This is a genomic window from Massilia litorea, assembly GCF_015101885.1.
Classification (GTDB): domain Bacteria; phylum Pseudomonadota; class Gammaproteobacteria; order Burkholderiales; family Burkholderiaceae_D; genus Telluria; species Telluria litorea.
On the sequence record NZ_CP062941.1, the window covers coordinates 655817 to 668362 of the forward strand.

General features: G+C 64.7%; 10 protein-coding genes. 3 read left to right on the forward strand and 7 right to left on the reverse strand.

Going from position 1 to position 12546, the window contains the following annotated elements:
• Window positions 1-235 precede the first annotated feature (235 nt).
• A complete protein-coding gene (locus LPB04_RS02915) occupies window positions 236-2692 on the forward strand; it encodes a sensor domain-containing protein (RefSeq protein ID WP_193687297.1) in 2457 nt (818 codons plus the stop codon).
• Window positions 2693-2758: 66 nt separating this feature from the next.
• On the opposite strand, the gene LPB04_RS02920 is transcribed toward LPB04_RS02915, so the two are convergent.
• Together LPB04_RS02920 and LPB04_RS02925 are read right to left on the reverse strand one after the other, a co-directional pair.
• A complete protein-coding gene (locus tag LPB04_RS02920; protein WP_193687298.1) occupies window positions 2759-3106 on the reverse strand; it encodes a DUF5335 domain-containing protein in 348 nt (115 codons plus the stop codon).
• Window positions 3107-3267: 161 nt separating this feature from the next.
• Window positions 3268-4188 (reverse strand): LLM class oxidoreductase, encoded by a 921-nt coding sequence (locus tag LPB04_RS02925; protein ID WP_229515005.1) that lies wholly within the window; start codon window positions 4186-4188, stop codon window positions 3268-3270.
• A gap of 231 nt (window positions 4189-4419) precedes the next feature.
• Here LPB04_RS02925 and acuI point away from each other — a divergent pair, with 231 nt between their 5' ends.
• Window positions 4420-5409 carry an acrylyl-CoA reductase (NADPH) gene (gene acuI, locus LPB04_RS02930; RefSeq protein WP_193687299.1) on the forward strand — a complete coding sequence of 330 codons (990 nt, stop codon included), beginning with the start codon at window positions 4420-4422 and terminating at the stop codon, window positions 5407-5409.
• A 68-nt stretch (window positions 5410-5477) separates the two neighbouring features.
• On the opposite strand, the gene LPB04_RS02935 is transcribed toward acuI, so the two are convergent.
• From LPB04_RS02935 to LPB04_RS02945, 3 genes are read right to left on the reverse strand one after another with little or no spacing between them, the layout of a single operon-like run.
• Window positions 5478-5924: a PRC-barrel domain-containing protein gene (locus tag LPB04_RS02935; protein WP_227496596.1), complete on the reverse strand. Its 447-nt coding sequence runs from the start codon at window positions 5922-5924 to the stop codon at window positions 5478-5480.
• Between the two features lie 13 nt (window positions 5925-5937).
• A complete protein-coding gene (locus tag LPB04_RS02940; protein WP_193687300.1) occupies window positions 5938-6513 on the reverse strand; it encodes a DsbA family protein in 576 nt (191 codons plus the stop codon).
• Complete coding sequence (locus LPB04_RS02945; RefSeq protein ID WP_193687301.1) at window positions 6510-6983, reverse strand: redoxin domain-containing protein; 474 nt, start codon at window positions 6981-6983, stop codon at window positions 6510-6512. Before LPB04_RS02945 ends, LPB04_RS02940 begins: the two co-directional genes overlap by 4 nt.
• Before the next feature lie 281 nt (window positions 6984-7264).
• Between LPB04_RS02945 and LPB04_RS02950 the strand changes: the two genes are divergently transcribed.
• Window positions 7265-8413 (forward strand): glutathione-independent formaldehyde dehydrogenase, encoded by a 1149-nt coding sequence (locus LPB04_RS02950; protein WP_193687302.1) that lies wholly within the window; start codon window positions 7265-7267, stop codon window positions 8411-8413.
• A 126-nt stretch (window positions 8414-8539) separates the two neighbouring features.
• On the opposite strand, the gene lhpI is transcribed toward LPB04_RS02950, so the two are convergent.
• The gene (gene lhpI, locus LPB04_RS02955; protein ID WP_193687303.1) at window positions 8540-9463 is read right to left on the reverse strand and encodes a bifunctional Delta(1)-pyrroline-2-carboxylate/Delta(1)-piperideine-2-carboxylate reductase; all 924 of its coding nucleotides are present in this window, start codon (window positions 9461-9463) and stop codon (window positions 8540-8542) included.
• 69 nt (window positions 9464-9532) lie between these two features.
• Window positions 9533-12463, reverse strand: coding sequence for a bifunctional diguanylate cyclase/phosphodiesterase (locus LPB04_RS02960; RefSeq protein WP_193687304.1), 2931 nt, complete (start codon window positions 12461-12463; stop codon window positions 9533-9535).
• Window positions 12464-12546 lie beyond the last annotated feature (83 nt).

Consider the following 12546-nt stretch of genomic DNA (forward strand, 5'->3'; position numbering starts at 1 on the left):
TGCTCTTGCGCGCTCTTGCGCGCCGCATGAGACGAGTCGATACTAGCAAAAAGCCGGCAGCCGAGCGCCGCACGATTGGCGGCAGTCGCGCGGCGCGCGCGGCCGAAACCGAGGAACTTAGCTACCCTACTCCCATCTTACAAGTTGCTGCTCTGACGCCATGCCTGACCGCCTTCGAGCGACGACAGCGCGACAATACGAAAGGCCGACCGGCCGCAGATGGCGGAGCGACAGCATGAAGACGGACAATGGATCAGCAAGCGGTGAACAGCCCGGCGCGGAGTTGCAGGCGATGTCGCGCCAGCTCCTGGGCACGCTGGAGGCCATGTCCGACGCGTTCTACACGCTGGACAAGGGATGGCGGTTCACCTACCTGAACGAAGCAGCCGAGCGGCTGCTGCGGCGGTCGCGCCACGAGTTGCTCGGCAAGGTGTTGTGGGAAGCCTACCCGGACCTGGTGGGTACGCATTTCGGGGCGCAGTACGAGTTTGCGATGGCGCGCCGGCAGCCGGTCGCATTCGAGGAATACTACGCCCCGCTGCAGGCATGGAAGGACGTGCGCATCTTCCCGACGGAAGAAGGCCTGGCCACCTATACCACCGAAATCACCGAGCGCAAGCGGCTGCAGGAGATGGAGCGCGAGGCCGCCGAGCGGTTCAGGATGGTGGCGCGTGTGACCAGCGACATCATCTGGGACTGGGATGTCCCCAAGGGCCGCCTCTGGTGGAGCGAGGGCGTGCAATCCATGTTCGGCTACGACGCGGACGCCTTCAATGACGGCATCGACGACTGGACCTCCCGGATCGCGCCGGAGGATCGTGAGCGCGTCGTCAGCGGCTTGTATGCGGCAATGAATGGTGGGCGCGAAACCTGGGGCGCGGAATACCGCTTCCTGCGCGGGGACGGCGCTTACGTCAGCGTACGGAACCAGGGCGTGTTCAGGCGCAACGCCGAAGGTGCAACGCTCAACGTGATCGGTTCGATGCTCGACATCAGCGCGGAGAAGCAGGCCGAAGCCGAGCGCCGCGAAGCCGAAGCACGCAACCGGCTGCTGGCGTCGCTGCTGGACAATGCCCACGATGCGATCTCGGTTTCAAGTATCGATTTGCGCATCACCTACTGGAACCAGGGCGCCGAACGCCTGTTCGGCTGGACCGCCGCCGAGGTCATCGGCAAGACCAAGGGCGAACTCATGATGCTGGGCGAGGACGACCTGGAACGGGCGTATCACCAGGTCGTGCACAAGGGCGACTGGCGCGGCGAAATCGGCAAGCGGCGCAAGGACGGGCGCCGGGTGACGGTCGAATCGCACCTGACCCTCGTGCGCGGCGACGATGTCCAGCCGCCCCTGGTGCTGGAAATCGAAACCGACATCACGCAGCGCAAGCACGACGAGCATGCGATCCTCAGCCTCGCCTTTTTCGATCCCCTGACGCGCTTGCCGAACCGGCGCCTGCTGCTGGACCGGCTGCGGCACGCGGTCGCGGCAACCAGGCGCGACGGCCATGGCGGCGCCCTGCTCTTCATCGACCTGGATAACTTCAAGACCCTCAACGATACGCTCGGGCACGACAAGGGCGACCTGCTGCTGCAGCAGGTCGCGCGGCGCCTCGAAGCGCGGGTGCCGCGCGGCAGCGACACCGTGGCGCGGCACGGCGGGGACGAATTCGTCATCGTGCTGGAGTACCTGAGCGCGGACCAGGAAGAGGCGGCAGCCCAGGCCGAACACGTCGCAGAAAAATTGCTCGGCGCATTCAATGAGCCGTTCCAGCTGGACGGGCACCAGCACTATGCGACGCCCAGCATCGGCGTGGCCCTGTTCGACCAGGACATCAAGGACATCGACGAACTGCTCAAGCGCGCAGACCTGGCGATGTACCAGGCCAAGGCGGCCGGCCGCAACACGATCCGCTTCTTCGACCTGCACATGCAGACGGTGATCAATGCGCGTGTCGCGCTGGAGGCCGATCTGCGCCGCAGCCTGCAAACCCACGGATTCGCCCTGCATTACCAGCGCCAGACCGACAGCAGCGGCTACACCATGGGCGCCGAGGCGCTGCTGCGCTGGCAGCGCCCGGGGAGCCAGCCAGTGTCGCCATCCGTGTTCATTCCGCTCGCCGAAGAGACCGGGCTGATCGTGCAGCTGGGCGAGTGGGTCCTGGAAGCGGCATGCCGCCAGCTGGTGGCCTGGGCCAGCCGCCCGGAAACCGCGCACCTGACGATGGCGATCAATGTGAGCGCGCGCCAGTTCCGCCAGCCGGCCTTCGTGGACCTGGTACTGCGGGTCATCGAGCGTACCGGCGCAGACCCGCGGCGGATCAAGCTCGAGCTGACCGAGAGCCTGCTGGTCGCGAACGTCGAGAATACGATCGACACCATGCACGCGCTCAAGGAGAAAGGGATCGGGTTCGCGCTCGACGATTTCGGCACAGGGTATTCCTCGCTCGCCTACCTGAAGCGCCTGCCGCTCGACCAGCTGAAAATCGACCAGTCTTTCGTGCGCGACGTGCTCACCGATCCGAACGACGCCGCGATCGCGCGCACGATCCTCGGGCTGGGCCGCACCCTGGGACTGGACGTGATCGCGGAAGGCGTCGAAACGGCGGACCAGCGCAACTTTCTTGCCATGCACGGATGCAGTGCGTTCCAGGGTTACCTGTTCGGACGGCCGGTGGCGGCGGAGCAGTTCTGATCCGTTCGAAGCCGTGACCGGGCAACGCCGACGGGTCGCCGGCGAACCATCGTCCGCTTCCCGCGCTCACGCCGTGCCGGAGAAGGGCAGCATCAGCGGCTCGCGCAGCCGGATAATCTGGCGCACTTCGTCGTCCTGGATCACTTCCATGCTGGCCAGTCCGGTGGCGCCGTGATCGAGCCAGACTTCGCGCGGCTTGGGGATCAGGTGATCGAGGCCCTCGACGAGAATTTCGATGAGATCGTCCTTGGGGTCGTAGCTAATGCCCAGCAATTGAATCCACTCCTGCTCGATCTGGTCGCCGATATCGAGCCCGATCACCTCGATCTCGACCTGCTTCCCGACCAGCAGCGATTTCGACATCTGGTCGAAAGTTTTCTGCCATGCCGCTTTATCCAGTTTTGCTGTAGCCATGATGTTTGCCTCTGCCTCTCACTGATCCGCACCGGTACCGCCGGCACAAGGAAACTCCCACCTTGGTCCGGTACCCGGTCGTTAGTTTGCGTTAATCAAGGTGCTTAATCCTGTGTGGTGCGCATCGGGGGATCGGCATGCAGCCGGCCATGATGCTTCGTTCAAGGCTGGGATGCCGCCAGCTGCGGCAGGATCTCCTGGCCGATTTCTTCGAGCACGTCGCCGGCCTTGCGCGCGCCGTACTTGAAGTTCAGGATGACGTGATTGACCCCAATCGAGCGTACCGCCTCGAGAAAGCGCAGGATAAAGTGCCGGCCGCCGCGAAAGCCCAGGTGGATCGGCGTGGGCGCAGCGTCGGGATCGTCGCTCAGGTCGACATAGAACGATTGCACGAAGGGCTTGAAGACGCCGGGTGCCGCAATTCCCACCGCGGCGCGCCAGTGCGCCGCCACCTCGGCCTGGCGCTGGAGTCCGCGCGGGTAGGTGATCCACCCGTCCGCATGTTTCGCGATCCAGTCCAGCGGCTGCCCGCTGTGACCGGTAACGAGCATCGGCACGGGAGTCATCGGCTTGGGGATGAGATCGGCGGTCCCGGCCAGCGTGCCGTGGGACGACTGGAGTGTCGGGAACTGCTCGGCAAGGACCGTGCGCACGACGCGCAGGTTGTCGCGGAACAGGGCGGAACGCTGTTCGAAATCGACGCCGAAGGCCGGGAACTCGACCGGCCGGTCGCCGGAGGCAATGCCGAGGACCAGGCGGTTGCCCGAAAGCCGGTCCACCGATGCCACGCCCTTGGCGGTATGCAAGGGGTGGCGCAGGGTCAGGACCAGGGCGCCGGTGGCCAGCGCGATCTCGCTGGTCTGCGCCGCGATCCAGCCGAGATAGACCCACGGATCGTAGACCTGGCCCACGTCGCCGAAGCTGGGGTCGCGCAGCGGCACGTCGCGGCACCACAGCGCGGCGTATCCGAGTTCTTCGGCGCGCCGGGCCAGGCCTTCCTGGCCGAGCATCGTCGGCTGGTCGCCGGAGAACGCCTCGATCGGGAAGAACACGCCGAGCGTCAGCCGATCCGGCGCAAACATGCGTTGAAAGCCCCTGGAATCGCCTGGCCTGGCCGTCCGGTTCGGTGTCAGCATGTCTGCCATGATCTCACCCCGCAGGTTGAATCGGTCTAAGATATCGTCGTTCCGCGGCGAGTGCAAGCGCGCCCTGAACCGAACGGCGTCCCGATTGCCGTGGTGGAAGTAGTGTCGTATCTTGTAGATCCAGGGCTCATCAGCCGCCCCTTTATTTCACGCACCCGGGAGACCAGCATGTTCACTGCAATCGTGCTCAACAAGAACGATGACGGCAGCACCGCTGCCCAGCTTGCCCAGCTCGACGACGCGCAGTTGCCAGCCGATGGCGATGTGACCGTGCGCGTCGACTATTCGACAATCAACTACAAGGACGGCCTGGCCATCACCGGCAAGGCGCCTGTCGTGCGCAGCTGGCCGATGGTGCCCGGCATCGATGGCGCGGGCGAGGTCATTGCGTCGTCGCATCCGGACTGGAAGGAAGGCGACGCATTCATCCTGAACGGCTGGGGTGTCGGCGAAGCGCACTGGGGCTGCCTGGCGCAGCGTGCGAAACTGAAAGGCGGGTGGCTGATCCCACGGCCGCCGGGCATGTCGGCCAGGACCGCGATGGCAATCGGAACGGCGGGCTACACCGCGATGTTGTGCGTGACGGCCCTGCAGGAGCAAGGCGTCGACAGGAACAGCGGCGAGATCCTGGTGACCGGCGCATCGGGCGGCGTCGGCAGCATTGCGATTGCGCTCCTCGCCAGCCAGGGCTACCGCGTGGTCGCGTCCACCGGCAAGCTGGCCGAGGCCGATTACCTCAAGACCCTCGGCGCGGTCGAGGTCATCGATCGCGCCGCACTGTCCGCTCCCGGCAAACCGCTGCAGAAGGAACGCTGGGCCGGGGTCGTCGATTCCGTCGGCTCGCACACGCTGGCCAATGCGGTCGCACAGACCCGTTACGGCGGCACCGTCACGGCATGCGGACTGGCCCAGGGGATGGATTTCCCGGCGTCGGTTGCGCCATTCATCCTGCGCAGCGTCAGGCTGATCGGCATCGACAGTGTGATGGCGCCCCTGCCGAAACGCGTGGCAGCATGGGAGCGGCTGGCGAACGAACTGGACGCGAACAAACTGGCGACGATTACGCAGGAAATCGGATTGGCGCAGGCAATTGCCCTTGCCCCGGACCTGCTCGCCGGGAAGCTACGTGGCCGGCTGGTGGTGAACGTCAATGCCTGAGTAAAGCACCTGGGCTGCGGGGTCCGGCGCCGCTCACGTCTGGCTCGACTTTCTCCCGCAGGGCAGCCTTACCTCTTCTGGTATTCGAACGGCGGCATGGCCTTCAGCGCATCCTTCGTCGCCCCAGGCAAGGTCAGCTGTTTATTCTGGAGCTTCAACTGCTCCGTCGGGATGGCAACGTCCCGTTTGCCGATGCCCAGGAAGCCACCGACGCCGATAATCGCGAACGTGGCTGCGGGCGTGTTGCCCGCCTTGCCTGGAGAAATGATCAGGTCGTCGATCTTGCCGATCTTATCGTTCTTGTCGTTGACCACTGTCTTGCCGAACAGGTCGTGCTTGGCACTCCACCCGACGACAATCGCTTCCATCTCGACCACGGTAACCCCCAGGGGCGCCCGGCCAGCCACTGGCGCGGCGGGGGCCTGCGCGGTCGACTGCGCCGGTGCCTGTGCCGATGCAAGGCCCCCCCAGAGGGGAAGAGCCGACATCGTCAAGACTGCGATGAACCGTTTCATGACGCCTCCTTTATCAGTGCGCCCGCGGCCGTGGGGCGTGCTGCCCCCTCGACGGGTGTGGAGCACGCACCTGCGCGGCAAAACGCAGTGCGTCGATCAGCGATTCGTCGTCGAAGCCGCCTTCATACGGTTCGCCGTTGATGAAAAAGCTGGGCGTGCCCGCCGCGCCGCTGCGCACGGCGCCCATGAAGTCCTCTTTCACCTTGGACAGGAAGCGGTGGGACACCACATCGTCGGTGAAACGCTGCATGTCGAGCCCGAGGCGTTGCCCGAGCCGCGTCAGCAGCGCTGGACTGAGCAGGTCCTGGTTCTCGTAGATCAAGTCGTGCATGGGCCAGAACTTGCCTTGCGCGTCCGCCGCCTCGGCCGCCTCGGCCGCCGCTTGCGCCATCGGGTGGACCTGGGTCAGCGGCATGTGGCGGAACACGAAACGCATGTCCTCACCCATCGTCGCCAACACGTTCTTCAAATAAAAATGCGCCGCCCTGCAGTGCGGGCACTGGAAATCGCCATACTCGACCAGTGTCACCGGCGCATCCGCCGGTCCCAGCACGTGGTCGGTTTCATCGATCTGCTTTGTCAGACTCATGATCTGCTCCCATCCATTTCTTCCAGCACCTTGAGGATACCGTCGGCGCCCGGATTGATGCCGATCGGCGAAACATACGCCCAGCGAATCACGCCTTCCTCATCGATGACGAACAAGGCCCGTTCGCTGACACCTTCCCTGGTCCGATAGACGCTGTAGTCGCGTGCGACCGCGCCCTTGGGCTCGAAGTCGGACAGCAGCGCAAGTTTGTAGCCGCGGTGCTCGCGAAAGGCGGCATGGGACCAGGCGCCGTCCACTGAAATGCCGATGCAGATCGCCCTGTGTTTGGCGAACTCATCGCGCAGCTCGTTGTAGAGTGCCAGCTGGTCGCCGCAGACCGGGCTCCAGTCAGCCGGATAGAACGCGAGAATCACTCGCTGGCCACGAAACTCCGAGAGCTTGATCCGCTGGTCGGGCGTGGAATTGAGTTCGAACTCCGGGGCGCGTGCGCCCGCCTTCAATGCTTCCATGCCAGCTCCCTGTGCGCTTGAAAAAAACCTGTAACCCGTAGGACGGAACGTGGGGGGCTAAGTTCCACGTTGTTTCATTCTAGTCCGCGGGCGCCGGAATAACAGGTGCCAGGCACGCGCGCGGAAAATCAGCAATCGCCGCTTGCTATTGGCAGGCCCGCGTCTAAGCTGGATAAATTGTCCCGCGGGTACCGCCTGCGGATTTTGCCGACGTGCCGCCGGGCCTGGCCTTGCGCCGTTTGCGGAGCAAGCTGTTTCAGGCGGACTCAAAGGAGCAGACTATGAAAGCTGTCGTCTATCGAGGTCCCCAGCAGGTCGCAGTCGAAAACGTGCCGGATCCGAAAATCGAACGTCCCACGGACGCCATCGTCAAAATTACCAGTACCAACATCTGCGGCTCCGACCTCCACATGTACGAAGGCCGGACCGATTTCGAACAGGGCCGTGTCTTCGGCCACGAAAACCTCGGTGTGGTCCAGGAAGTGGGACCGGCGGTCGAGCGGCTCAAGCCCGGCGACTGGGTGTGCCTGCCCTTCAACATCAGTTGTGGCCACTGCAAGAACTGCGAGCGCGGCCTGACCGCCTACTGCCTGCGCGCGAATGAACCGGGCATGGCCGGCGGCGCCTTCGGCTTTGCCGACATGGGGCCATGGCAGGGTGGCCAGGCCGAATACCTGCGGGTGCCCTGGGCCGACTTCATGGCCCTGAAGCTGCCGCCGGACGCTGCGGAGAGGCAAGTCGACTACGTGATGTGCGCCGACATCTTCCCGACCGGCTGGCACGCGACCGAACTGGCCGGCATGAAGCCCGGCGATGCGGTGGTCATCTACGGTTCCGGGCCGGTGGGCCTGATGGCCGCGCACTCGGCGATGATCAAGGGAGCCTGCAGCGTGATGGTGGTCGACTGCCATCCCGACCGGCTCAAGCTGGCCAAGTCGATCGGCGCGATCCCGATCGATTATTCGAAGGAAGACCCGGTGCAGCGCGTCATGGACCTGACCCACGGAAAGGGTGCGGACGCCGGTTGCGAATGCGTCGGCTACCAGTGCCACGATCCCTCGCCGCACCGCCACGAGCGCCCCAACCTGACGATGAACAACCTGGTTGCGTCAGTCAAGTTCACGGGCGGGATCGGGGTGGTCGGCGTGTTCATTCCACAGGACCCGAATGCATCGGACGAACTCGAGAAAAAGGGACAGATCGCGTTCGACTGGGGCATGTGCTGGTTCAAGGGACAGCGCATCGCCACCGGCCAGTGCAACGTCAAGGCCTACAACCGGCAGTTGCGCGACCTCATCCACGCCGGCCGGGCCAAGCCGTCGTTCATCGTGTCCCACGAGCTGAAACTGGAGCAGGCGCCTGACGCCTACCAGCACTTCGACGTGCGCGACCACGGGTGGACCAAGGTGGTCCTGCACCCCGGATCCTAGCAGAGCAGATGGAACATCCTGGTGCCGGCGAATCGATTCCCGGCGACCAGGAACAGCGTCAGACGAAACGCCGACCCATGCCGGTTGGCGTTTCGTTGCGGGACCGGCAGATCGGCATCCGACGCCCTATCCTTCATACACCAGGATCGCGGCGGCCAGGTCTTCGAGCGCTGTGCCGACCGACTTGAAGACGGTCCGCACGCCCCCATCCTCCCTGCCCGCCTGCCCGCGGCAAATCGATTCCAGTGTCCCCGCGACATCTTCCGCGGCAAATACGCCACGTGACATGGGCCCCAGCAAATCTCCCGATTTCTGCAAGGCCTCCACGGTGTCGACATACAGGCGGCTGCCCGTAAAGCAGGCGTCGTCCGCTTCGCGCATCGCCGGCGTGAAGCCGCCGATCAGGTCGAGATGGCTGCCGGGCGCGAGCCACTCGCCGCGGATGATGGGTTCCGTCGCCAGCGTCGCGCAGGACACGATGTCGGCCATGCGGACCGCCTGCGCAAGGTCGGTGCCGGCCCGCACGCTGCATCCTTCCAGACTCAGCTCACCGGCCAGGCGGCGTGCCGCTTCCGGGTTGCGGCTCCAGACCGTGACCTCCTCGATCGGCAGCACGGCCTGGTAGGCCTCTGGAAGCAGGCTGGCGACGCGGCCGGAACCGGCAACGACCAGGCGCCGTGCGTCGGGCCGCGCCAGGTGGCGCGCCGCCAGCGCGGAAGCGGCCGCGGTGCGGCGCGAGGTGATTTCATTGCCGTCCATTTGCGCCAGGGGCTCGCCGGTCGCGGCGCTGTACAGGATATAGGTGGAATACAGGCCCGGCCGGCCGCGCGCGGCATTGCCGGGGAAGATGTTGACGGTCTTGATGCCCATGTAATCGCCATGCCAGGCCGGCATGATGAGCACGGTCCCCTCCGCCCCCTTGCCGTCGCCGACCGCATGCACGTGCCGGGGCGGCACCTGGCATCCGCTCACGAACATGCGTGCGATCGCGTCGATCAGGGCGTCAAACGGCAGTGCCTGCCGGGTGGCGGCACGATCGATCTTTTTCATTGGGCAGTCGCCTTGTGTGAGTTCGCCTGGCGGCGAGGGTAGCACGACCGCTGGTGAACAATACAGGGTTCAGGCCGACAAGCGTATCTCCAGCCGCTCGATCACCTGCTGCACATCCTGCGCGGGCACCGGCGGACTGAAGTAGTATCCCTGGCCGATGTGGCAGCCATGCGCCAGCAGCCAGTTCATCTGCTCGCGCGTCTCCACCCCTTCCGCCACGATCGTCATCCTGAGCGCAATCCCCATCGCGACAATCGCCTGGGTCAGTTTTTCCGCGTTCGCGTCCTGCAACATGCTGCGGGTGAACGACTGGTCGATCTTGAGGCATTGCAGCGGCAATTGGCGCAGGTAACTGAGCGAGGAAAAACCGGTGCCGAAATCGTCCAGCGCGGTGGAAATGCCGGTCTCGTTCAGCGCGCGTAACACGCTCTGCGTCTCGTCGAGCTGGCGCATGAAGCAGGACTCGGTCACCTCGATTTCCAGGGCGCTCGCCGGCACCTTGTACTCGTCGAGCAGCTCGGTGAGGTAGGCCACCAGGTTCGGCGACAGGATATCGGCGATCGACAGGTTGATCGCGATCGGCAGGCGGGCCAGGCCCTGGCTGCGCAGACGGGCCAGTTCCGCGATCGCACTGCGCATGACCCAACGGTCGATGCGGATGATCTGGTCGCTGTGTTCGGCAATCGGAATGAAGGCGCTGGGGCTGTTCTGGCCCCGGGTTGGGTGGTTCCAGCGCACCAGTGCCTCGAGGCCGACCACTTTACGGCTGATGAGGTCGACCTTCGGCTGGAACACCAGGGATAGTTGATTGCGTTCGACCGCCTCGTCCAGGTCACGTTCGAGCAGGTAGTATTCGCGCTGGTCGGCCGCCATCGCCAGCTCGAACACGATGCTGCGACAGCGGCCCAGGGATTTGGCCTGGTACAGCGTCAGGTCGGCGTGGCGCAGCAATTCGCTGACTGTGCGGCCGTGGCCGGGCGGAATCGCGATACCCACCGAAATCCCGAGGCGAAATTGTTGTCCCTTGATGTCAAACGGGCCGGAAACGGCCCCGTGCAGGCGCTCGGCAAAGGTGAGCGCCGTGGCCGCGCTCGGGTGCGGGATCTGCAGTAGCAGCATGAATTCATCGCCGCCCAGGCGTGCCAGCAAGTCATTTTCCCGCATCACCGCTTTCAGGCGCAGACTCAGTTGCTGCAGTACCAGATCGCCCGTTTCATGGCCGTAGGTGTCGTTGATCTTTTTAAAATGGTCGAGGTCGAGCAGCATCAGCGCGGTGTTGTATTGGCCGTCGTCCAGGCGCCGCGCTACCTCGTCCTCCATGGCGCGGCGGTTGTACAGCCCGGTCAGATGGTCATGGTGGGCGCGCCAGTGCAGGGTTTCCTGCATCTTGCGGTTCACCTGCAGTTTGTTGACCTCGCTGAGGATGCGCAGCAGGTTTTGCAGCGCCTCCCCATCCGCCTGCAGCCACGGATCGGAATGTCCCTTCACCGACTGCTGCCAGACGGCGAAGGAGCGGCGCGGCTCGAGGCGGATGCGGCCATTCGGAAGGGCCACGACGTCCTTGACCGGCTCGCCGCCCCAGCGCACCTGCTGCACCACTTCTTCGCGCGTCAGGAAGCAAAAGATGATGTCCTCGTCATGGCGTTGCGCCAGCAGCAGGCCGGCTGCGTCCGGCAAATACAGCAGCGAGCGTTTCCTGGAAGTCAGCAGGTCGTCCCAGATGAAGACCTGGGGGCGCGGGTCTTGCAGATCGAGACGCGCGCCGACCTCGTCGAGGATCTGGTGCGTGGCGCCCTGGCGCCTGGCCGGTCCGCCGATAAAGGCAAGCGTACCGATCTGCACGCCCAGGCTGCTGGCATCAAATGCCGGCAACAGCTCGGGCAGCCAGAGTTCGAGCTCGTTGGTGATGTCGCCATCCTGGAGCAGGGCCTGATGGAACTGGTTCAGCAAGTGGTCCAGCGTCAGGCGGTGGCGCACCGTTTCCAGGTGGGACAAGGCCTCGATGCGCATGTTGGCGATTTCCGCCAGCAGTTCGGCGATCTGGCGCATGTTTTCGCGGATCTGGTACGGGGGCGTGCGCGGCTGGTGATGGTGGCAGGCGATCAGCCCCCACAGCTTGCCGTCGCAGACGATGGACAAGGTCATCGTGGCGCGCACGCCCATGTTGCGCAGATACACGAGGTGTACATCGGACAGGCCGCGCAGGATGCAGTGGCTCTGGTCGAGTAACTCGCCGGTCGGCAGGCGCGGCGGAACCAGCCCATCCATCGGCGCTTCGACATCGGCCAGCAGCCGCAATTTATTGGTGAGATACAGGGTGCGCGCCTGGCTGGGAATGTCGGAGGCGGGAAAGCGCAAGCCCAGGTATTTTTGCTGGTACTCCTTCGACGTGTGCTCGGCCACGACTTCACCGCAGCCATCGGGCATGAACCGGTAAATCATCACCCGGTCGAAGGCGCTGACTTCCTGGATCACTTTGACGCAGGCGCGAAAGAAGGCGTCGAGTCCCTCGGCGCGGCGCAGACGGGCGATCACTTCGCCAAAGCCGGCGAAGATCTGGTTTTGCCGGCGCTGCTCGTCGCCGTTACCGTTCGCCGGCAGCCATTCGAGCACCGCGAACTGCCCCCAGCGGTGACCGAGGCATTCCCAGTGCAGGGCCGCAGGCTGCTCCGGCAGATCTGCCTGTTCGAACCGGGGGCGCCAGGGCAAGGCGACGAGATGCGCGGCGGACAGGGCGTCGATGTCGAGCGCGTCGCTGCCGTCCACGGCCGCGACGCAATCGGACAGCGGCCGCGAGATCAGCGCAGCGGCATCCTGCAAGCCTGGCCAATGCTTCACGATCCCCGTGGAGACCTGGACAATGCAGCGACTCGCCAGGTCCACCACCATCACGAACCCGTAGGACTGGACAGTGCCCAGCAGATGGATCGCCTCCAGGGCACAGGTATTCTCCAGTTCCGCCGGAATGGTGTGGTCATGCGCACCCGGGCTCATGCTCATCAACTCCTGTCATGGAATGTCGACCGCCCAAGACGACCATTCTCCCCCCTTTTTCCAAACACGCCAAGACCATCGTCCCTGCC

Coding starts and splice junctions, on each gene's coding strand:
- LPB04_RS02915 (WP_193687297.1), top strand. CDS start 236: ATGAAGACGGACAATGGATCAGCAAGCGGTGAACAGCCCGGCGCGGAG.
- LPB04_RS02920 (WP_193687298.1), bottom strand. CDS start 3,106: ATGGCTACAGCAAAACTGGATAAAGCGGCATGGCAGAAAACTTTCGAC.
- LPB04_RS02925 (WP_229515005.1), bottom strand. CDS start 4,188: ATGTTTGCGCCGGATCGGCTGACGCTCGGCGTGTTCTTCCCGATCGAG.
- acuI (WP_193687299.1), top strand. CDS start 4,420: ATGTTCACTGCAATCGTGCTCAACAAGAACGATGACGGCAGCACCGCT.
- LPB04_RS02935 (WP_227496596.1), bottom strand. CDS start 5,924: ATGAAACGGTTCATCGCAGTCTTGACGATGTCGGCTCTTCCCCTCTGG.
- LPB04_RS02940 (WP_193687300.1), bottom strand. CDS start 6,513: ATGAGTCTGACAAAGCAGATCGATGAAACCGACCACGTGCTGGGACCG.
- LPB04_RS02945 (WP_193687301.1), bottom strand. CDS start 6,983: ATGGAAGCATTGAAGGCGGGCGCACGCGCCCCGGAGTTCGAACTCAAT.
- LPB04_RS02950 (WP_193687302.1), top strand. CDS start 7,265: ATGAAAGCTGTCGTCTATCGAGGTCCCCAGCAGGTCGCAGTCGAAAAC.
- lhpI (WP_193687303.1), bottom strand. CDS start 9,463: ATGAAAAAGATCGATCGTGCCGCCACCCGGCAGGCACTGCCGTTTGAC.
- LPB04_RS02960 (WP_193687304.1), bottom strand. CDS start 12,463: ATGAGCATGAGCCCGGGTGCGCATGACCACACCATTCCGGCGGAACTG.